25 protein-coding genes are annotated in these 21,687 nt (G+C 44.1%); all 25 read right to left on the bottom strand.

The genetic code is table 11. The features are described from left to right. Positions 1-13: 13 nt before the first annotated feature. On the bottom strand, positions 14-451 hold the full coding sequence (locus tag CFH81_02130) for a hypothetical protein (protein ID DAB41118.1): 438 nt from the start codon (positions 449-451) through the stop codon (positions 14-16). Between the two features lie 8 nt (positions 452-459). Next, positions 460-1,119 carry a hypothetical protein gene (locus CFH81_02135; protein DAB41119.1) on the bottom strand — a complete coding sequence of 220 codons (660 nt, stop codon included), beginning with the start codon at positions 1,117-1,119 and terminating at the stop codon, positions 460-462. Then, complete coding sequence (locus tag CFH81_02140) at positions 1,116-1,772, bottom strand: hypothetical protein (GenBank protein DAB41120.1); 657 nt, start codon at positions 1,770-1,772, stop codon at positions 1,116-1,118. The genes CFH81_02135 and CFH81_02140 overlap by 4 nt, the downstream gene beginning before the upstream one ends. Further along, on the bottom strand, positions 1,765-2,238 hold the full coding sequence (locus CFH81_02145) for a hypothetical protein (protein DAB41121.1): 474 nt from the start codon (positions 2,236-2,238) through the stop codon (positions 1,765-1,767). Before CFH81_02145 ends, CFH81_02140 begins: the two co-directional genes overlap by 8 nt. Beyond that, on the bottom strand, positions 2,235-4,169 hold the full coding sequence (locus tag CFH81_02150) for a hypothetical protein (protein DAB41122.1): 1,935 nt from the start codon (positions 4,167-4,169) through the stop codon (positions 2,235-2,237). Before CFH81_02150 ends, CFH81_02145 begins: the two co-directional genes overlap by 4 nt. Then, entirely contained in the window at positions 4,166-7,753 is a 3,588-nt protein-coding gene (locus tag CFH81_02155; protein DAB41123.1) for a hypothetical protein, read from the bottom strand. The genes CFH81_02150 and CFH81_02155 overlap by 4 nt, the downstream gene beginning before the upstream one ends. 270 nt (positions 7,754-8,023) lie before the next feature. After that, entirely contained in the window at positions 8,024-8,320 is a 297-nt protein-coding gene (locus tag CFH81_02160) for a hypothetical protein (protein ID DAB41124.1), read from the bottom strand. A gap of 66 nt (positions 8,321-8,386) precedes the next feature. Beyond that, complete coding sequence (locus CFH81_02165) at positions 8,387-9,325, bottom strand: hypothetical protein (protein ID DAB41125.1); 939 nt, start codon at positions 9,323-9,325, stop codon at positions 8,387-8,389. Between the two features lie 147 nt (positions 9,326-9,472). Further along, positions 9,473-9,793 carry a hypothetical protein gene (locus tag CFH81_02170; protein DAB41126.1) on the bottom strand — a complete coding sequence of 107 codons (321 nt, stop codon included), beginning with the start codon at positions 9,791-9,793 and terminating at the stop codon, positions 9,473-9,475. Continuing rightward, complete coding sequence (locus CFH81_02175) at positions 9,793-10,065, bottom strand: hypothetical protein (protein DAB41127.1); 273 nt, start codon at positions 10,063-10,065, stop codon at positions 9,793-9,795. The genes CFH81_02170 and CFH81_02175 overlap by 1 nt, the downstream gene beginning before the upstream one ends. Continuing rightward, positions 10,049-10,516 carry a hypothetical protein gene (locus CFH81_02180; protein DAB41128.1) on the bottom strand — a complete coding sequence of 156 codons (468 nt, stop codon included), beginning with the start codon at positions 10,514-10,516 and terminating at the stop codon, positions 10,049-10,051. Before CFH81_02180 ends, CFH81_02175 begins: the two co-directional genes overlap by 17 nt. 1 nt (position 10,517) lies before the next feature. Then, on the bottom strand, positions 10,518-11,564 hold the full coding sequence (locus CFH81_02185) for a hypothetical protein (GenBank protein ID DAB41129.1): 1,047 nt from the start codon (positions 11,562-11,564) through the stop codon (positions 10,518-10,520). A 3-nt stretch (positions 11,565-11,567) separates the two neighbouring features. Then, on the bottom strand, positions 11,568-11,909 hold the full coding sequence (locus tag CFH81_02190) for a hypothetical protein (GenBank protein DAB41130.1): 342 nt from the start codon (positions 11,907-11,909) through the stop codon (positions 11,568-11,570). After that, positions 11,909-12,406 carry a hypothetical protein gene (locus tag CFH81_02195; GenBank protein ID DAB41131.1) on the bottom strand — a complete coding sequence of 166 codons (498 nt, stop codon included), beginning with the start codon at positions 12,404-12,406 and terminating at the stop codon, positions 11,909-11,911. The genes CFH81_02190 and CFH81_02195 overlap by 1 nt, the downstream gene beginning before the upstream one ends. Positions 12,407-12,425: 19 nt before the next feature. Continuing rightward, positions 12,426-13,223, bottom strand: coding sequence for a hypothetical protein (locus tag CFH81_02200; GenBank protein DAB41132.1), 798 nt, complete (start codon positions 13,221-13,223; stop codon positions 12,426-12,428). Beyond that, positions 13,220-14,776 (bottom strand): phage portal protein, encoded by a 1,557-nt coding sequence (locus tag CFH81_02205; protein DAB41133.1) that lies wholly within the window; start codon positions 14,774-14,776, stop codon positions 13,220-13,222. Before CFH81_02205 ends, CFH81_02200 begins: the two co-directional genes overlap by 4 nt. Then, complete coding sequence (locus CFH81_02210; GenBank protein ID DAB41134.1) at positions 14,773-15,006, bottom strand: hypothetical protein; 234 nt, start codon at positions 15,004-15,006, stop codon at positions 14,773-14,775. The genes CFH81_02205 and CFH81_02210 overlap by 4 nt, the downstream gene beginning before the upstream one ends. A gap of 137 nt (positions 15,007-15,143) precedes the next feature. After that, positions 15,144-15,359 (bottom strand): hypothetical protein, encoded by a 216-nt coding sequence (locus CFH81_02215; protein DAB41135.1) that lies wholly within the window; start codon positions 15,357-15,359, stop codon positions 15,144-15,146. 4 nt (positions 15,360-15,363) lie between these two features. After that, positions 15,364-17,235, bottom strand: a complete 1,872-nt coding sequence (locus CFH81_02220; protein DAB41136.1) for a hypothetical protein — start codon at positions 17,233-17,235, stop codon at positions 15,364-15,366. After that, entirely contained in the window at positions 17,204-17,887 is a 684-nt protein-coding gene (locus CFH81_02225; protein DAB41137.1) for a hypothetical protein, read from the bottom strand. The genes CFH81_02220 and CFH81_02225 overlap by 32 nt, the downstream gene beginning before the upstream one ends. Before the next feature lie 130 nt (positions 17,888-18,017). Then, the gene (locus CFH81_02230) at positions 18,018-18,764 is read right to left on the bottom strand and encodes a hypothetical protein (protein DAB41138.1); all 747 of its coding nucleotides are present in this window, start codon (positions 18,762-18,764) and stop codon (positions 18,018-18,020) included. Then, a complete protein-coding gene (locus CFH81_02235) occupies positions 18,761-19,549 on the bottom strand; it encodes a hypothetical protein (GenBank protein DAB41139.1) in 789 nt (262 codons plus the stop codon). The genes CFH81_02230 and CFH81_02235 overlap by 4 nt, the downstream gene beginning before the upstream one ends. 9 nt (positions 19,550-19,558) lie before the next feature. After that, positions 19,559-20,920, bottom strand: coding sequence for a hypothetical protein (locus CFH81_02240; protein DAB41140.1), 1,362 nt, complete (start codon positions 20,918-20,920; stop codon positions 19,559-19,561). Continuing rightward, positions 20,920-21,171 carry a hypothetical protein gene (locus CFH81_02245; GenBank protein DAB41141.1) on the bottom strand — a complete coding sequence of 84 codons (252 nt, stop codon included), beginning with the start codon at positions 21,169-21,171 and terminating at the stop codon, positions 20,920-20,922. Before CFH81_02245 ends, CFH81_02240 begins: the two co-directional genes overlap by 1 nt. A 1-nt stretch (position 21,172) precedes the next feature. Next, complete coding sequence (locus tag CFH81_02250; protein ID DAB41142.1) at positions 21,173-21,673, bottom strand: hypothetical protein; 501 nt, start codon at positions 21,671-21,673, stop codon at positions 21,173-21,175. Positions 21,674-21,687 lie beyond the last annotated feature (14 nt).

Here is a 21,687-nt window from a genome sequence, read left to right on the forward strand (position 1 = left end):
TCCTTTTTTAGATTTATAACAATATTGATATATTCGGCATAACCCAATTGACTGTTGCATCTCTTAACGATTGCCTCAGTTTACGTAATTCTGTTGTATCTTCGCCACGGTCTTCTGCTTTAAAAATAGCAATATCACATTCTTTTAGATGCCCATCCCTTTTAGCCCTGAATGCAGCTTGCTCAGATGTGATTTTTTCTTCCAAAGTAAAGTCAATTACCTCAAATGTTTTGATTACTGTTTTTGTATCATCGTCAAGAACTGTTTTCGATTCTCCGAGCCTTTGATATTGAGATAAAGCAGGTACTTCATTTATTTCTCCATACCAACCCATAGCTTGGTATTCTTCATCAGACATTCTCTTTCCATAAGATACATTATTATATGTACCACCTCTTCTAATCGTTGCTACGATTTGTCCATTTTCTACTTTATGAAATTCGTAAAACATTATTTTCCTTAATTTGATTCCCACGATATTGACATTGCTACTGAATATGAGTATTCGTCAACTGTTACTATTATGGTCCTCGGTGTTTCGTCTACCGTGATTAAGCTACTGCCGCAAACAAACATCCCACTACCTGTATAATCCGGCGTAAGTCCGCTGATGCTTATTGAGCCTGTGCTGTTATCATAGCCCACCGCAGTTACGAAACCTCCTTTTTTGGCATTTAAAGAAAGATTCAAATTGGTTGCATATTCTGCCGACTTTGTTGCATACGGGGTAGAGCTTAGATTATCTACCGTCCATACTCCGATTGCACATCTAACCATTGTACCAGACCACGCTATTACAATATCCGCTGTCGTACCAGTTGGAACTTCAAACAAATAAAAATACACACCTGAAAGATACCCACCCGTTGTGTTTAATTCATACCCGATTAGTGTACCGCTTATGCCGCCAACTGTAACTGACGATATTGTTCTTGACGATGACGACGCTCTAGCCGCTATGCCGACTATTATTTTTCTTGTACTTCTTGCTTCTCCTATCGAAACAGCACTGAAAGTGTATGTTGTCAATCCCGACCCATTATAATTTCCGGAAAAATTTAAAACTTCAATTTCAGATTTTCCAAATTGTACACCTCTTAATCGTTCAGCTAAAATCATTCGTAGCTCCCTAAGTACGCGGCAAATAATGATGTACTTACTTTCCACAGCACAATAGTATCAAGCCCAGTCCAAGTTGGAGCAACATTACCAGATGTTGTACACCATGTTAGAGTTGGTAAGGTTAGCGTATAGAGGTCTGCATCTTTTATCATTAAGGTAATGCTTTGACCGCTCTCTAAGACTTCAGTTAATGTTGCACTTGCAGTAAGTTCTCTAAATTGTATCGTACCGTTGGCTGGATTTATTTCCGTTCCAGTCATTGCGTAATACGTTTCTTTTGTTTCTTTAACCGTCAATTGGGCTGTCATGGTTTGAGCTACGTTTGTTTTCATTAAATAACTATTTGCTGGCTCCTTTCCAGTAAGTGCATCCTCTAGCCCTGCAATGTTTGAAATTCCGAGAGTGTCGAGCGTTGTTTTATTGATTTTAATAAAATTGACGATTTCTTGAAGTTCATCGAGGCTTGTATCGTTACTTGTTAACAGAATGTTTATCTCATCGATGAATCCTTTTATGACTTGACCTTGTTTTGCAGATAAGAATTTTGTTGCATCACTGGTTTCTAGATTGTCTGATATGTCTTCTTTTACAATGTCTTTGATAGTTAACTTATCTTCACCTGTCAATACTTCTGTGAGGTTCCTAGGCATAAATTATCTCCTTGTACGATATAAGGTTGCTTGTCGCAACGATCTTGTCATCAACGATGATGAAGTCCCCGCTGTCTGAAGTGATAAAGTCTCCGTTGTCGTCGATGATATAGTCCATAGTCCCAAGTATCTTTATATTTATTTTGCACTCCCAGAATCCTTTTTCTTTTTTCGGCGAAAAATCGCCATTAAACTTTACAAGAACGTTTGGGTATTCTTCTCCCATATTGTTGTTGTATGTTTCAATATTTATGAGAAATGGATCTAGCCCATACGTGCATAGTGTTTCCCAAAAAAAGTCAAGTGCTTGGATTTTTGCAAACTCATTCGTTATTACGTTGAAAGATGCAGGTATTTCCCCCTCTGTCAATGCCCTGCCGCCCTGCCCTTTTACGGCAGGGAATTTGGTATAATTGAACGGATATATTACACAAGGAAGAGCATCGTTCCATCGTGGTATTGTCATACTATCTCCTCAATGCTAAATGAATATTGTGAAATTCTTTCAATATCATTGTCTTTAACTGTCGTACCTGTTCCTATAGACATAAACCTTCCTATGATCTTTGTTGTATCAAAGATTGATGACCCATTCGCATTTTTATTGCTGCTGTCCGAACCATCGATTATCACCGTTTTTTTATTTAAGTACTGCAAAAATCTTACAGTGTCATCATAATTTAAAGTTCTTATATACACAGTTCCGCTATTTACCAATACAGTCGGCCTTTCTATATATGACGGGTTCCCGAAAATATCCTGCTCGAATGTACTCCAGTCTTTCAGTGAGTGCTTCATCTCAAGATGCGTTATCCCTGCATCTACCGCTTTCGCAAGCGCGAGTGTCCCAACCTGCGTATAGCTTCCAAAAAGCTGTATATCAGCACTGTATGCCGTTGCCTCCGCATAGAAAATTTCTGTCTTTGGTGAGACAATATCGGTGTTAAGAAGCGTACAGTCGATAGATTTTTGTATAGTTTTTATGATATTCCCGAGATTGTCTTTAAAGTCTATCTGCAATAAGTCGCATACTATTTTCCCAAGGCCTATCGATGTAAACCCTCCTGCAGCATATAAAGAATAAAACATGTTCCCATTTTTGCTTGCAAAACTATAATTCTTGTTGTCAAACGGCCTATAGATATTTGATTTTTCAATGGGCGTGAAGCCAATCGCTTCAGGCGAGTCAACTTGCACGAATATCTTTTGTGTTTCTGTAACATATTCTATTCCGGCATCGATATTTGTTCTTGCATAAACACCGTCGTCACGTACTATAATCGTAGAAAAACATTCTGCATACGTTGGATAATTTTCGTTCCATATAACATTCGCTTTAGTCTCTACTGTGTTAGGCGTAATACGTGTAATTACGTCAACTCCATTGAGTGTCATTATGGTTTCTTGAGTATTCACCTCTGTGTAATACACAATCACCTGGATAGAATCAACATAGATATTGTCGTCATTAACATCTTTCTTCTGGAATCCTACGCCGAAAGTTGAGCTCTTTAAAGCAGTCGGTGAAATTTCGTTCCAGCCCCATAAGTCGCTATTGCCACCGTATATCTTTGTCGAAATGGTCATGGCAGTACCTGTTGAAGATTTTGCTGTTCCTTTCCCGATGCTGCCTTGATAGAGTTGCACTTTTTTATCGTCTGGCGCACCGCCGCTTGCATACTGTCTTATTTGTACCTCTATTCCGGTTATGATCGCTGAATCAGGAATCTCGCTAAAATCATACCCAGACGAGATCATTGTATTTGTATACGAGCTGTCGCCGCCAAAGCCGCTATATGATTTCGTTACATATGCCGTATCAAGTGAAAGTATATTGTTTGGGTTGACCCAAGCGGCGCCGTATCCGTCATTCAGTGTTGTTACGGCAGATGGATTTTTTACGCTGGTCGCTTGCATATCGCCTCTGCTACGCAGAAGTGTTGTTTTAGATTCCCATACTAACGGATCACCGGTCCTATAGATTGAGTACTTCATCGTATCCTCACCAAGGTCGGCCTCAAAATTGTATGATGTGTCAGGGAAGCCTGCCCATACCCCGCCGAGTTTGACATATCTGTTTGACCATGTAGAATTATCGATGGATGTATCAAATGCGGCATAAACTTCAGGCTGGGCAGGCACTACAGCACCATCTCCCGACTCAAGAGCAACGATTAAATTATCTTTATAGACAACATCACCTACATTGTATGCTTCGTATTCATTATATACAGGGACAGCAATACTCTCACCTGACAGGTTCTGAAATATGTCGCTCCCATACAGCAGTTTCATGTTTTTTTGATATGTTGCCCTTATTGTCGGGTCAAATACCTCCGTCTCATCCGTCGCATTTGTGTATGCCAGCTGCTGTGCTACAGGTATGGATATTGTCATACCGCTTTCCTTGTTGTTTCTTCAAGCTCCTGAACCCTCAGCGCAACCATGTCAACCGCCTTAACAACGTCGCTCAATGTTGCATCTGCATTTTGTTTTTTTAGCTCATTGATATAATTATTGAATGCAGGGATATACTCTTCTTTTGACGTTGCTGTCTTCATGGCTGTTTCTGCCGCCATTCTGGCTGCATCCGCTGCGTTCAACGCTCCATTGGACTGTCTTGCTATCTCAAAATAGCCGCTTGCATAATCAGCTTTTTGGGACAACGATAGATAGCTCAAGTCACTTAGCCATGCGTCAGCGATCTCTCCCATCATGCCTGACACCGCTTCCTGCAGGCTTTCTGCTGCGTTTGACATTTGTGCAAATCCGTCAGAAAGCAACAGTATCTGCCCGTACAAGTATGCGCTCTCTTCCGTTGAAGTGTCCATTGTCTCCAGAAGGCTTCTGAATTCATCCCTTGTTTTCGGCATTGTTATCCCAAGCGTTGCGAACGATGCTTCCATAGACTTTGTCATAAAGTTAAGCTGCTCTTCTTCCGTATAGAAGTTCGTCATAAATGACGACATCGCATCCTGGAAAGAAGTAAGCCCACCGGCACTCTCAACGATATCAAGGATCTGCATTTGCGCAGTGTAGAGTGCGTCATAAGTCTCTGAAAAATAAAGCGTTAGCTCTTCTGTCTTGCCCCAAATCCCTGAGAATATATTGGAGAATGAAGACGTATAACCTGCGCTGGTTATCCATGGCAGGTTTGCAAAATCATCGTTCACATGAATCATCGTTTCGGACCATGTTTTAGTAACAGACATAACCCCGTCCTGGAATGTTTTTCCTATCAACCCAAACGAAAATGACGCCTGTTCATACTCTGTCGCTATCCTGATCAGCGTTTCCAGAGAATATTCCGCATCTTTTGCATATCTTTCCGTCAGCGATGCAAACTCTTCTATGTCATCTACGACACCGCTTAACGCTGTGCTAAATACCTGGCTCAATCTGTCGGAAACTTCGCTTGGGCTGAGCCCGGTAAAGTCTACTTTGCCTATATCAACGTTTGAATTAAACAGAAGATTCTCCAGGTTGACCTTGTCCAGTCCAAGAGAAATGCCGGCGGTCATGATCGCCTCATAGCCGTCCGTAAACGCAGATGCGATGTCGTCAATTACGGATGCCGGTAGGTCTTTGTACGTCTCCCTGATCTTTGTACTGTTTGACAATCCAAAGAACGATGATTTTTGAACAAGTGTTGTTGTATATGATCTGACGTTCAATGTTGCTTCATCCATAAGCTCACTGAGGGTTTGAAGCTCAAATTTAAGGCCTGTACCGATAAGAGATACTGATTTTGAACTAAAACCAAGGAATCCGACTTTCTGAGTGCCAACAAAGTTCGCACCTGTTAGATCGATCCCGCCAGCTGAAGCCTGAAGGCTAAATGCACGAGCGATTGAGTAAAAGTTCGCATCCATGTTCCTGATGTGCTTGAACATTTTGTTCGTCACTTCAAGCATCGGATATTGGGCGTTTTCAAATACATCCCCCAAATTTTTGAGCGAATTATCGTCAAACTCTACACGCCCCTTTGATGCATCTATCTCTTCTTGCGTCACAGTTGACGACAATAGGCCACCGATCACTTGGAGAGTTGCAGATATCCAGTCACCGGTGGAAAGGGAACCGAATGCATCGCCGATTCCTTTGCCGCTAAAAATGTTTGTTGCCGCTTTTCCGAGTGCATCACTTACATTTCTTGTGCCGGTGTCTATGATCTGATTGAACGCGCCGGCAAAGTCTCCGTGCAGCATTGATTCAAAGATGCCTGAGAACATCGATGACATCGCTTCTGTCGCACGCTGTGCCTCTTTCTCTATCTCAGATACTGTATCTTTTGTCTTGCTTTCTATTTTTTTCATTTCGGCAGCATAGATGTCAGCCAACTGTGCCTGTGACAGATATTTGCCAAGCCCCGCAAGCTTGTCCCCCAGCTGTTTGATCTCGTACCCTTCGTCACCGAGCACGGCTTTGAGCCATTCATCCTGCGCTTTGGCGGCTTCTTTAGCTGCCTTTGCTGCATCTGACGCGGCTTTTTTCTCTGCGTCGCCTGCTTTTGTAGCCTGCTGTGTAAGGTCTCCGTACGCTGCCCCGTGGTCTTCTAGGTATTTACGTGCTTTTTCTCTCTCTTTTTTTGCTATTTCTTCATCATTTGTTGCCGCCGCTTTTTTATACTCTTTATTTATTTTTTTTACCAACTCGAGTGCTTTTTTATGCCCAGCGCCCTCTTCAAGATCCTTAAAGTTTTTTTTGTACTCATCACGTGCTTCGCTTGCATATTGCCATGCAGTAGCTACATTTGAGACCGGAACTCCCATAGAGATAATATCTGCCTTTGTTTTCTCAAAAGATACATGATCGATTTTGCCGAAAATTTTACCTACTCCTGGGATTTTCGCCGCCGCGGAATTTAATGACGAAGAAAGTGAGTTTATCTTGTCGATTATCCAGTTGATCATCCCCGCAAACATATCTTTGACGCCGTTTGCCACATCTGCCCACAATTGAGACATCTTGTTGCCAAGCTTGTTCCAAACTTCCTGAATTGTATTGATGCCTGTGCCTATTACGCCTACCAATTGCCAAAAAGCGACTTTTAAATAATCCCATACCCCGCCGAACAAAGAAAATGCATCAGATAACACACCGGCACCCTCGATCATGCTGTTTATGCCGCTTACAACAGAATCTACAAAACCTTTCGCACTCCCTTTGCCGCTATTAAAAGCATCCTTAGTAAAATTTGAAACATTGCTCACGACCGAAGTAAGATATTTGAAAAGCCCTTCATCAGCTATAGCAAGCTCAATATCCGTCCACTTGTTCTTTATGCCTTGAATCGTGCCGGCCCATGTGTTCTTGTATTTCTCAGCCTGCCCTGCATATTTTTCGGTAAAGATAGCGGACAGAGTAGAGTCGATGATCTCTTTGTTGTTGTCTATGATTATGTTGCGCGCCCGACCCATGCTGTCAGTCCATCCGTAGGCCACTTTCTGCCCTTGCACAGAAGCTTTAGTCCCAAACTCTTTGAGTCTCTCGTTTTCGCCTTGCAGCGCGTCTGCCATCGCTTCTGCAAACTGTTCGATGCTTTTCCCTGATCCAATCGCGGTATTGACATAGGTCTTTAACTGCTCATTGCTGTCCTTTAGTCCGTAGTTCTTCATCAGAAGAAGTGTCTCTGTAGTCTTTTCTATCGACTGATTGTAGTCCATTGCAAACTTACGCGCCCTTGCCATTTCGCTCTGTTGCTCTGTGAGCGAAGAAGTAAAAGCGCCCATCCGGTTTCCGTACTGCTCAAACTGTGATGCCGTATCAAAAAAAGATGCAACGGATGATTTTACAATGTCGATCGCTTTATCTGCGACATACAGCCCACCGGTGAACTTCATGATGAAGTTTTTGAGATCATTTACACCCGTCTTTGCTTGATTGACAGCCTTATCAAACTTCAGTACTTCGTCGGATACCTGCGTCACCTTGCCGGTCTGCGCATCTACTTTGAGCGTAAGTTTAAGTTCCTTTCCCACTGTCAACCTCCATTTGTATATGTTTTGCCATTTCTAGCGTATCCACCCTGTCAAGGTCATACTTATCGCAGTATGCAAATACAGTATGAGGGTCTATATACACGCTGCTAAAACCTGCGATACGCGACATAGACCATATCCTAATCATCATCTTTTCCCAGTCATCTTCAAGAAAGACTGTATCCGGATGGCGCTTTAGGACGAACTCTTTTTCGCTTTCATCGGGAGCGCCGTATTTTGATGCCTGCTTTGCATAGGCAACGATCCTGTCTATTTTCTCTTTTTTGCGTTTCCCACCGCTTCATCCAGCTGGCCTTTGACATCATAGGCATTCCCTGATGTCTCAAGCTCTGACAACATACGCTCGATGCTTGATTCTTCACCGCGGAGGTTCTCTTTTAAAGTCTGTTTACTGAACTTCACTGATTCCGAAGCACCTTTTTCCACAGCTGCGATACCCGTATCTATCTGTTCAGTTGTCGGCTCGAGATATGAAAGCTGCGCAGAGCTCCCGTCTGCATATTCCCATTCAAACTTAACTTCTGTTCTTTTGGCTTTTAGTTTCATTTTTTGTCCTTTTGATTTTTTGTCCTTTTTGCTCAGAGGCGGGAGAAGGACGAACCCGCCACATCATCAGTCGAATATGACGATCTGGATGTTGTCATCACCGTTTGTAGGCAAACATGCAAAACTTCTTGTTGCTTTAAACCTGCCTTGATCGCTGTTTTTGTCGGTATCGTTTGCTACTGCTTTTGGTATACGGATCTCTCCGCGTTTTGTACCGTCTATCTCAAATAACCCAAGAATGATGTTTTTTTCACCCTGTGTTTGAAGCTCATCCCATGATATCTCATTCTCTTCGGTAAGAGATTGCGTGAGCTTCAGTGTCGGTGCGTATTCCTCGCAGTATGCACCGGATGGGCAGCTGGTATCTGCATGTACCATAGATGCGCCCCAGTCAATTTCGAAACTTTCGATATGCCCCCCTACGCCGTTTATTGTATACCCGGTACAGTCTTCAAGCATGTATAGGAATGCAGGGATATCAACCGTAGGTACTGCATTGTCCGGAGCAGTATTGACAAGCAATGTCTCGCCTTGATATTTGAAGCTATATGCAAATGTCATCTCTACAGGCTTGTTTATCTCGCATTTGATAGAGAGCCCGCCTTTACCCCCCTTTCCGCTCACAGTAGCACGAGGGTCTATCCAGTCTATTGAGAGCGTGTCAGTTTTTGCTGTTTTCATCTCATAGCTCACGCCCGCTGGGGACACCAATGCCGTCCCGGCAAAATTACATGTTTCAAGCAATACAGAATATGCTGCTTTATCTGCCGCCATCTTCTGAGTTATGGTATATGATATCTTGCCGGTTCCTGGAGCTACGATATCACGCTTTGTCCCACTAGTCGAAGACATAGGGTCTACCGTTATTTTTCCAAACTCCACTTTAGACATGTCTGTGCCTCTTTCAAGGTACAGTGCAGTTGTCGGAAGCACATATGCCCCAGGTGTAACTTCTTTTGCAACCTTGATCCCCATGAGGGCTTGTGTAAATCTACTTCCTGGCATCATTGTTCCTTATCTTCTGTTTTTTTAGGCTTTACATTTGTATAGCCTTTGCCGATGTAGTTTTTTTCGTGTGACTTAGGCACACTCATCGGTTTACCTGTAGCCTCGTTATACACGACGACTGTATCATTTGCCTTATCCGCCATTTTATACCTCACAATTTTTCATCATGTCTACAGTAAAGAGAAGCAAAATAAAATCAAGCTTGTCTCTACCGCCCCAGTCCATTTTCGTGCCGTCAAAAGACACGCCGTTTGTTGCGTCCATTGTTATTGATTTTAGCCCGACGATAAGATTGTCGCTTATCAGCTCATGGCTATCTTCAACCCTTGCTAAAACCTTCGCATATTCATCCAGACCCTCTATCTCATGAGCAATGATTTTGACTTCATAAACAACTATCTTAGGCTCAAGTGTTTTGATCTTGTCCGTGATGAAGTCAAGCACTTTCTGATGCGTAGTTCTCATCAAACAACCTTTAGAACAATGATCTGCTCTTCATCCACGCTCCCATAAGGGATAGGTCTTTTTGCAACCTCATAGACTTTTGCCTCTGTAGTGATTATCTCGCCGTGTCTGAATTCATAGGTTGAAAGCGTACGTGCTGCCATGAACCCAGACTCTTCTATGCCTTCTATGCTTGCATCAAACATAAAAAAGACCGTAGACCCGTCTTCCTTATTGGCCTTGATGCCTACTTCTGCATAAATTGCAGCAAGATCGTCAAGAAGAGGCTTCATCTGTTATTCCCCCCAACGCTTCTTCGACGGCTTCCACCATCTCTTCTCGCTCAAGCGCTGTATCTACCTTGCAGTAAGCGGCCACTTTGAGCAACATTGCATCGTCAAGTTCAGAGATGTCGCTGTCAAGAGCCTCTTCGAATAAATCGATGCGATTCACTTTTTCAGCCTTATTCCCTGTTTTATCCAGCCCGTAGTGCTCCAGAATGGTATCGATCTCAGGAACTCTAAGATCATTCTTATCTTCTGTGTCCAGAAGTTCTTCGAGCGTTCTCCATGCATGGTCCGCTTTTGGCGCATCGCCAATAACGATAGGCACGATAAGCCCGTCACCGATGAACGATTCCTGCTCTTTCTTGCTGAAATGTTTGTCAAGCTCTTTCTGGTCTACCACAGAACCGCCTTTCAGCGATCCTTTTGGGGTAGTGAACTTACATTTTACGCGGAACATGTCACACTACCTTGACAGACTTGAACGAATCTATATCAGACGGGATAGGAAGCGGTTTTGCCTTGCCAAGAAGGTACTCGTCATCCGGGTCATCCTGTGTCCATGACTTGACAAAGATCTCACCGACGAATACCTGGTTGCCAAGCTCTTTTTTGTCCGTGATACCTGCAAAAGCGAAGTGTCCGCTTCCTGTAGCGTCACCAAGTAGTACGCGGTCTACCGGGAACATTTCCTGTGTAGCGCCATCTTCATCTACATATACATCTTTGTATGCATACATTTCAATATTCTTCTCTTCATATCTACCGATGTATGTTACTCCATGGATAACATTCCCGTTCTCATCAAGCATCGGTGCAGGTTTTATCTGTCCTACAAATATGTTTTTCTTGTCAAATGCTGCTATCACTTTTGCGTTTAATTTGAATGAGGCATAAGCCGATGTACCCATCACGATAGCAGTTGGCGCTTTGCCGGTTGCAACGAACACTTCATCACACCATCTATCCATATCGCCAAGAGGATTAGACCCTCCGTCAGACCACAAGTTGGTGCCGGTAAGAACTTCAATATTGTCCGCATCCATACCGTAATCAAACTCCTCTTCGACACCTTCTCCGTTTGCCGTGAATTTCCCTGTAGTAGCCACGGATACAGCCTGATGCTCCATACGTCTGTATACATCGTTTTTAAGCTGTTTCTCATCTTCGATAAGCTGCTCTTCTGCCCTGTCCTGTGCTGTCATTCCGTCACCGTAGAAGATACTCTGGTCTTCAATGATGCTGTCTGCTTCAGTGATATACTTTGGCTTCAACAAAGGCGGCTCGTATACATCTACCGTTTTACCTTCTTTTGTCATCACTTTGCCGCCGATCTTCGGAGACACGTACGGAGCGAGTCTTCTCCCCCCTTTTGTCGTAACTACCTTGACGTATTTTTCAGGCGTATATTTTCTTCCTGCAAAGAAAAGACGCATAATAAGCCCGCCTGGGACGAATACTCTGTTTGTCTGTTGTGTAAGCTCTGCGCTACCTAGTGCTAATGGCATGGATTACCCCCTTTTCTTGATATAGATATTTTTATCTCTTAGAACATCTTTGACGTCATCGATAGTAAGTGTTCCGCCAAGCACGAGCGATTGCTCTGCTACTTCTCCGCCGATGTTGATAGGCGCATTTTGTGTCAATCCTTCAGGCACTGTAATATCAATTAGCAATATTGCCTCTGCATTTGCTGCTGTTGCAGTTAGCTCATAATTCCCGTTAACATCTTTTCCAAGCACTGACCCCTTAAGATATGTACCTGCTGCCATTACACCGTTTCCATCTACTCTCCATTCAGAAATTACGATAGGATTTCGGTCTTTAGTTACTGATTCGATTGGCTGTGCCATTATTGTTTACCTCCAGTGAGTTTTTTCATGATGCTGCCGTGAGCCGCGTCTTTTTTTTCTTGTGGTTGACCATCCGCGCCTTCAGGATTGCTAAGCTGCTCGAGTTGCTTGCCTAGCTTTTCCCCATTGTCTTTATGCTGGGAAAGGGCTGTCGATCTTTTATCCTGGTCTGCGTCAAACAGTTTGATCTTCACATCGTTTGCGCTCATGTTTGCATCTGCAAGAGCCTCTGCGATGATGCTTTCAACGCCGGGTCTTGCCAATGCATTGATGGAAGCGATACGTACCCTTTCCTGTTCGATTGCCCCGTTTACGTCAGCCTGTGCTTTGCCCTCTTCCATGATCTGCGCTACAACATCCGGGTGTGATGCTTTGAGGCTCTCCGCGGTGACAGCGGGCGAACCCTGTGCAGCAGATGCAACGATGGAAGCATAAACAGCTGGAAAATCTTTTGCAATAAGCTCTGGTGTAATGTCAGTGTATTTGATCATTGCCATACCTGTTTCTCCTTTTTTTCTAAGATTGAATACTTTTGAGAAGAGCCTCAAAAGTCGTTATCTCATCGATCATACCCGCGCGAAGCGCATCTTCAGCGATGAGAAGGTCACCCTGCCCGAAATTTGCCAAAACTTCGTCAAAAGTGACACCTCTGTTGTCTGCGACTCCCTGCACGAAAGTCTCTCCCAGTCGGTCAGCCCACACCTGTATCTGCTCTTTGCCGGCATCAGTACGGATATCTGGCCGCTTCTTCGGACTTACACGAGAGACGATCTCGATAGTCTCGACGCCGGAATCTTTCTTGAAGCTAAACCCGTAAACCGCCCCGATACTTCCTACCATAGCCGTTTTTGAAGCAGCGATATGATCGCTTGAGCTGGAAAGCCAGTATCCTCCGGAGGCTGCCATATCATCCACATAAGCAATGATCGGCTTCACTCTTCTAACATCCTCCATGATCTTTGTGGCCTCCCAAATGCCTGCCGCCTGCCCGCCGCCCGTATCATAGATCATCACGATCTCTTTGACGCGCGGGTTTTCCCCTGCCTTTACAATGTCCTGTATCAGCACTTCCGTGGAAACGTCTCCGCAAATCTCCGTAAAAAGATTAGCGTAGCGGTAAATGGACCCTATGACCGGGATAATGGCAGTCGTTCCGCGTATCTCTACCTTTCTTGTATTATCTAGGGGCTGTCCTACTTTTGCAGCAAGCATCTCAACATCATATTCGCGTGAAGCGATCTGATGCATCATCTCCAGCCTTTCCGGCAGTATCAGCCATGACTCCTGCTGCAACGCTTTAAAAATTCTGCTCATTGTTGATTCTCCACTGTAATGTCTGTAACAATTGACGGATCTTTGACTGCCATGATTCCTGTATCTTTGTAGATATTCGTCTCCTGCTTGGCCGTTTTTGCGTTGGCATTAAAATCTGTGCCATTCATCTCGGCAGCCTCTTTCGTGCGCGTGCTGAAGAGTTCTTCCACTTTCATCTTTGCCGCCCTTGTTTCCTGGTACGGGTTAAGCTGTGCCTGCCCTGGGCCGTTCCACGCGGCTCCGCAGTATGCTTTCATTATCATTGGGTTGTCAATGAACCCAGGAGCGGGGAGATACCCAAGCAGAACTGCCTCCTTGATCACTTCTTCATAGATAGGCTGGCAGAACTTTGCGGCGAACCACACCCTTCTTGCCCTGAACATCTTCCACGCTTCAAGCAGTGCTCCTCTTGATGCTGAGTATGAAGAGCTGAAATGCTTGACAAGCACCTCATAGGGGATGTGCAGCGCGGCTCCTACGTAGCGAAGCACTGCAGAAACAAACGGGTCAAATGAGGTATTTGGCCTGTTAGGGTTTGCAGTTTCTATACTCTCCCCATGCGCAAGCCCTATAACAGAACCAGCCTCAAGGTTTATCTCAGAGGTATCGTCTGCATCAGTTGTATCTCCGTCATACCCATTCGGAAGTTCGCCGGACTCTGTTTTGATAAAAACAGTAAACAGCCCGCTCACCACGGCCGCTGTGAGTTCGGCCTGCGTATAGTCTCCTAGCTGCTTGAGCGGTTCTATGACCGGAGCCAGCATGGTGATGCCGCGTCTTTGGTACGGCCGTACCTTTTCAAATACATGGAGGATATTCCGTCTGCCGTTTTCTGCGAAGACATCCACGCCTACCCACTTCACGCCTGCGCGCATGGACGGGTGGCTGGAGGAAAAGTGATAGCGAAGCGGCGCGCCGTTGTCGTCATTCTCAACTCCTCCTGCGATCTTCTTGCTGTCTTTATCCCCGTTGGGGTTGGAGCACATATCCGCTTCTATGAGGCGCACCGCTAAAGAGAAAGGAGAGTCTTTGCGCGCGATATACGGAAGCGCGGCGAATACGTCTCCTGAAATAAATGTGCCGGTAAGCGCGATAGCCTGAAGCTCATAGAAGTCGGATGTGTGTTCTGCATCGGCATTCTGGCTTTGCGCCCAGAAGTTGAAGTAGCGCTCAGCCTTTACTTCCCATGCGCGGGCTTCTTCTTCGCTAAGGCCCAAAAAGTCGTTATCCAACTGCGCCTGAACTGTAAGCCCTGCTCCGATGATGTTATATTTCATCGTACCCATGGCGCCATGTACGATCGGATGGTTTCTAAAAAGGTCTCTTGACACTCCGTGCATCTTCGTAAGGTCTTTTAAGTCGTCCGCATCAGAGTCCTGAGCCTTGAAGTTTGCTGAGCGCATTGAACGCTTTCCGGACTTTGTGGCAATGTACCCGCTGTCTGCCAATACCTGCATATGCATACGTGACCGTACGCGGTCAAGAGCCGCTGCCGGGTTGAACACGTTTACAGCACGGTCTATGAGATTCATGTGCACGAATGGTTTTTTCATCCTCTAAATACTGCCTTTCTCATGCGCACACTTTTTCGGCCGCCCTCAGTAGTTGGAGTTAAAGACATAACTTGTCTATTCCAGTAGTCTCGTCCATCGCGAATTTCTTTAATATTTGCTTTGTTGAATGTTTTATCACCAATGGTATACGACTGGTTTTTTAGAACGGTCTTTTCGGCTTCAATATATAGATTTAACATGGTTTCTGCTGTGTCAAGATCGATAGCCATTTTCGCTCCATAATGTTTATTTTAAAGCATTATGTCGGTTTTGATTTTTTTAAAACAGACATGTTTTTCTGTCTTGCGAAAAAGTTAAGTTTTATGATATACTAAAGGTTTTTGTAAAAAACTTTACTTCGGTAAACCTATAGACCATCTGCAAAGTCTCTATATACAAGTGCAAGCTCCTCTTTTGCATCCTCTATGATGCCAGGTTCATCAAACGTCATATTTACCGCATCGCTTATCGAAACATCGTGCTTTTGTGCAATATGTTCAAGAAGAAGAATGTATCGGTTCTTCAATGTAAGCTGTTTTCTAAACTTTGTCCTAATATTCCAAAAATTCATTCTTCCGCACATGTATTTATCTCCTGCTTAAAATTCTTCTTCGTTTTTTTGGTGACGCATTTTCTATATGGAACATAGGCTTTGGCATCTTCTCAACATCGATGCCTGAAAGCTCTTTTGCGCAGTCTGCATAGATGCGGCAGTCTGTAGACTCGTTTCGTTTGCCTGGCGGGTTTATCCATCTGCCTGCATCGTCCTGCTTTTCCACAACGATCTGGTCAAAGTATGTTTTATCATAGGTCACTGGGAAGTGGCAGTAGTTGTCACCCCCGTCTGCCAATATTAAACGGGAAAAGAAGTCGTCTTTTGCTGCATTGACTCCGACCATAAATAGTTTTGTCTTATATTTTGTCTTGGTCGGTACCTTGTTTACGACAGGAGCGTCTACCTGTTTTGCCCCTTTTATGGCAAATACGCGTCTGTGGTATCTTTTGGATGTGTAATCGCTGACTGCCTTGCCCCTGTGTCCTCCGTAGTCCACAGTTTTAGTGTGTATCTTCATGATCGATCCGGACTCGTGTTTGTATGTTTTTTCAAGCAGCACCGCATCAAGGGCGATTTTTGTGTCAGGCAGCGACGGATCGCCTACGATAACACCGCGTTCTATTCCCCACGTTTTTCCGTTTTTTCCGTATCCTACCACCTCATACTCAAAACGGTCATCCTGCGTATCGACACCTGCATGCAAAATATACACATCCGCAGGCACTTCTGCCTTATACGTCTCTCTTCTTGCATACAGCGCATCTTCTGTCATCTGTATATCTTTAAGCTCATCTTCCTGCCATGGCCGAGCATCACGGGTATTTACCCATGTTTTCATCTTTCTTGTATCGCCTCGTTTCATTGCTTTTTTTGCAGTCAATTTCTCTTGAAATATCTCGTTCCAGCCCAAAAACCCTATAGGTGAGTAGTATGATGGTATTCTAAGGCCTTTATGGGGGTGGCCTGCATTATCCGCGATAGTTCTGGCCCCGTTTCTTTGGTCCATCATCCATGTTTTATGCTTCTCTTCTATTAGTGTTCCGCAATGGTAGCAGCAGAACTTCACATCGGAAGTGAGTGTGTATTTATATTTATCGTATTCAAAACGGAAGTGTTCATCTTCAAACACTACCATGTTATCTTTATTTTGTTTTTCATGGTCTTTTGGCGTGCAATGTGGACATGGCATGTAGTATCGGCGCTGGTCTGAGTCTTCATATTCTATCTCGATGTTTGACCTCCCTTTTACGGTCGGTGTAGAATTGATATACACTTTCTTGAGCGATCCGAAAGCGTCTGCCCTTTTTTTGCCTAGATCAAGCGGATCACCTTCTCCTTCCACGTCAAGAGGGAACCCATCCACGTCATCTAGTATTACGATACGCGAAGAATCTGACCTAAAACTGATCGCCGACCCGGCCCACCCTATGTTGAGAGAGCCTCCGGGATATATCTTCTCGAAAGTGCCTCCGATGTCGTCCTTGGTTTTCCCGCCTGTTATTTTTTTGGCGATGTGCGGCATCACACGAAGCGATGGTGTCAGTTTTTTGTTTGAGTGTTTTTTTGCCAGTGTTTCTGAGGGAAGTATCATCGTTTGAGGAGCAGGCACGATATCCATGTAGTACAGCGACACGTTATTGCCTACCTCTGTAGCACCGATCTGTGTCCCCTTGATGATCTTTACCTGCTGGGTGCTGTCCTGTGGGCTTAGCCACTGCATCACTTCTTTAAGATATGGCATCCTGTCGCTTCTATATTTGCCAGGCTCTGCACTTGACTCCTTTGGAAGCATGCGGTATTCGTCAGCGTATTTGTCTATTGTGATGTACGGATCAGGAAGAAGCGCTTCGTAGATGCCGATGAAAACAGGGTTAGAGCTCACGCACGGCCTCCGCAGATTCATTGAGCGCCATAGTGATCTCTTCGTTTAGAAGGTTTCTAAAGTCATGTTCAGGCAAAGAACCGTAGTAAGGCATCACACGGTTTGTGATGACCATTATCCTGTCCCGCACCACCCTAAAAGCTCTGAAGTGGCTTTGGTACACCTTGTCTTTTAGTATGCTATTTGACTCTTTCTCATCTGCCGTGGCGCGCTTGATGCGAAGGTCTTGCCTCATGATGGCCATGTTTAAATCTTTGATGGTCATGTCTTCGGTCTTCTTTTTTTCATCCCCAGTAAGCTCGTCGATATCTAACAAACCGGCTATCTCTTCCTGCTCTTTGTTCTTATCAAATATCTCCTTCAGCCTCTTTCGCTCAGCCTCTTCCTGCTCCGGTGTCAGTGGAGGAGCAGACTCTATCATATCGATCAGTCCGTTGTCAGGCTTTCTTTTTAGCGTATTTGCTTCACGCTGTGCTTCACGCCGCGGATCTATATTGTCAAGGACGGCCTGCTTCACCTCTTCATACTTGAAAAACTTCTTCGGACTGCCTGGCTTATGGTGTATTGTGAAAATTCCTGCTTTTACTCTCTGTGAGAAATATCCTTCAGACCAATCCACGATACCGTCATCATTCAAACACTTTAGGCACTGTGACGCAGTCATAAGTTCCATTATTACACAACCTTTACTAAAGTTTTATCACTCATAAAAGTTAAGCAAGTTAATTTTCCCAAAACCACGCGATTCTCGGGGTTCACACTACCCGTGTGCGTTCTGTCTTGCCGAAAGAACCTATTTATTTTCATTTGATCCATCCTTTCAACGTATTGCTATTGAATACTTTTTCGATTGCTTCGCTAAGATGTATATTTTTTCTTCTGTCGTGTACCTTTTGAGCAGTATCCTCGAAACTTGTAAGGATTTTTTTATAGTTCGGTGTTTTTGATATCCGTAGCATACATACCGGGTAATTGCTGTCTGACATCCTTGCATATATCCCTGGATGGAGATGTGATTTTTTATACGAAGGTATAACAAAATACCTCTCTCCTTTTTTACTCATATTCCTGAACTTTGACTTCTTTGTCTCGTTTGCTGAGTACCCTGACTTATATACTAATTTGAGTTGAGATATCATCTTTACATATGTTAATGGCTTGATCGTCACGCCTGGGGGAGGTGTAAGTATCTCGTTGCGGCTCATGTATCCAAAGTATATCATCGACTTTTCAAGTCCTTTCCTTTCGCGATCTCCGCCGAAGTAGTGAGGCAAAAGAACTTTGTGGTGCCAAGACCACTCATCTACGAATATCTTTGCATACGGCTTTGATTTTGATGCTTTGTTGATGCGAACAGATGATATGAGTGGCCTTTTCTTTATGTTCAGCTTTGCAGCGATCTCTTTGTCTATCGATTCCTTTGCATCAAACGCAAGATTATTGAGAGACAGTACCGAGACATAAGGGATATCTCTATCTCTTATCTTGCCGAGCTCTACAGCTGCTTCGGTTATACTTTTAAAGTCTCCTCCGACACGTATATCTATCACGCAACTTCTCCTATCTCAAACGTCAATTCACCCAATGACATCTTCTCGGCAAGACGTTTGACTGTGAGCTCATACTCTACACCGTCAGAGGACCTAAACACTTCACGATCATCGTCAAAATTACCGGAAATCCATGATCCATTCACAAGAACACGGATATGTGTGCTGATATATTTTAAGTACTCCTGATTTGTAAGAAAGTTTTTTAAGTTGTATTTGAAATTGTTTGATCGATCATGCGTATAAAGATAAATAGCTCTGATCATTTCTTTATCAGGTACTTGCATATGATTTATGTATTCTTTTAATGCTTCATCTTTTTTACCTGTAGATACTCCATTCATCTTGTAGATAAAGAAAATGTTTTCAAATCTAACGCGCGTATTATTATTATCTATATTAAATTCTTCGTTCGGCTGCTGTCGTTCGTTTCGTTCGGTGCTATCCTCATAAACCCTTGTATTAGGGTGTTTGCTGTCGTTCGTTCCGTTCGGTTGTGAACGTTCGTTCCGTTCGGTTGAATTTTTGGCATAACTATAGTGAGCGTTGTTCCTGAGTGTCCTTCCGTCGTCAAAAAGATCACACTCATGCTTAAATTCACGTATCCAATCCCATGCAGTGCTTTTGCTCACACTCCATGCGGAAGCATAGAAACCTACGGAGTGGTGATCTCCCATTTCCATATCGTGCCAGTACGACATAAACGCCATAGCACGCTTCCTTTTCCCGTCCCTAATAAGCTCGTTAACATAGTCTATAGGGTATATCCTGTAATTAAGTCTCATGTTTTACCTTTAGATTATCGGCATCGAATAGTTATTTGTTCTCATCCCAACGTGCCCCGTGCTGTCGTATGTATACTCAATGCCTCCATAGTTCTCAAAAGAGGCAGTGGACCCCTTAAAGTAGCACTTGCATATCCCGGCCTCTCCGTCCCTGTTCTTGCCTACAATCAATTCAGCTTCTGCGACCGCCGGCTCTCTATCATTTACGTTTCTTTGGTAGTAGCTCTCACGATGCGGGAATATGATGACATCCGCATCCTCTTCTATGGCACCTGATTCTCTAAGATCAGACAGTAGGGGACGCTTGTTTGTACGCTGCTCATTTGCCCTGTTAAGCTGAGAAAGAAGAACGACGACCAAACCATACTGCTTTGCTGTCCTTTTAAGCTCTTTAGTGATCTCGTTTATTTCATTTGGTATATTGACTCCTGGCTTTTTGATGTAGCGAATATGGTCTATGAACCAGTATTTCACCTCAGGGTGTTTTCTAAAATGCTGCGCGGCTTTGGCTTTGATCTCGGCTATGCTAAGGTAGCTTTCGTCAACGATGTGCAGCAGGTTGGTTTTTGTGTAGAATTTCACCGCGCTCTCAAACCGGTCTTTTTCTGTTACGTGCCCTCTTTTGATATCGGACAAAGATATGCCTGATCTGGTTGCAACAAGTCTTGCCATGATCTTTTTACCGCTCATCTCAAGCGAATTCATATAGACACCGTGGCCTTTGCCAAGCGCGTAGTCCGTTATGGTTGTCATCAGTGAAGTTTTTCCCATCGACGGACGTGCGGCTATGACCACCAGGTCACCCGGCTGGAATGCGCCTACCTTTGCATCCAGTGAATTGATACCTGTCTTGTAGCCTATGATGTCGCCTGCCTCTGCCGCTGCATTCATATCCGAACGCATTTCTTCTATGAAGTCAGCAGAAGTTTTAACCGAATGCTTTGATCCTATGTCCATGATCTTGTCGATGCTCTTATCGATCCCGCTTGCTACATCAACGCTGCTTTTATCATCAGACTCTATCATCTTTTTTATCGAAAGCCCAAGGTTCACAAACCCTCTTTTTCTCGCCATTTCTGCTATCATGTCGATGTACGGATCAAGCACAGATATAGGGTTGGCAGACAGTATGTCAAGCATTGCCGCTTCATCCCACTCTTTTCTTTTGATCATCTTAGACTTTACAAACTCTTCATCTATAGGCCTCTCTTCGCGTAAAAGCTCAAGCATGGCAGAAAAAAGGTTTCGGTGAAAGGGAATGTAGAAAGCCTCCGCTCCTATACGCGCAGATACGTCATCAAGTACGAAAGGTTCGAAAAACACAGAAGACAAGAGCGCTCTCTCCATGTCAATGTTGTAAAGTGTTTCCATTATGCTTCCTCTATCGGTGAGAGACTGTACTCTTCCCACTTTACCTTTTTGTTTTCTTTTTTGTGCACGGTGCGCTGAAATATTTCTACTCCATACTTGTGCCGAAGTTCGCTTATGCGGTTTGGGAGACGTAGTATGCCGAACTCATGAATCGCTTCCAGGCTTGTAAGCCGGTTTCCTTTTTTCAGATGTTCGTATACTGTCCTTCCCTGCGATCCCATCGGAGGGAGTTCTCTCTTTGCTCTTTCCATCTCATTCACTCCTTAGCGTTTTGAGTCTTGCTTTTGCCAGCATGGCCGTTTCATCGTGCTTTCTTGCCGCCTCTTCGCTCTCTTTGATGATCGCTCTCAGTTCTGCTTCGTCAAGTGTTTTATCTCTTAGCGCAAACTTTCCTGTTTTAAATGCATCGTCACTCTCTATGAGTGCATTGTCAAGTGCGATATGGATATTGATGTCTTCTATAGATACAGCAGGTACATCGATCATCTCAGGCTTTAGCCCCCACTGCTTCATGTACGCAGTAAAAAACACCATGCGTGCATCCATGTCCATCTCTTCGATGAGCGCTTCTTTTCGTTCGTCATTTAGTGTTTTATCGTCAGAGTGAGGATTGAGTGCAGCAGATAGCTGCCTTGATGCATTGTCGCCTTTATACCCCAAAACATCGGCAAAATACCCTCTGTTCAGGTTATGGCGGTTGTTGTAGTCGTCCACGGCTTTGGTCATGGCCGTGTAGAAAGATTTAGATTTCATGTGATCCTCCCTTC

The sequence above is a fragment of the Sulfurovum sp. UBA12169 genome (genome assembly GCA_002742845.1).
Classification (GTDB): Bacteria; Campylobacterota; Campylobacteria; order Campylobacterales; family Sulfurovaceae; genus Sulfurovum.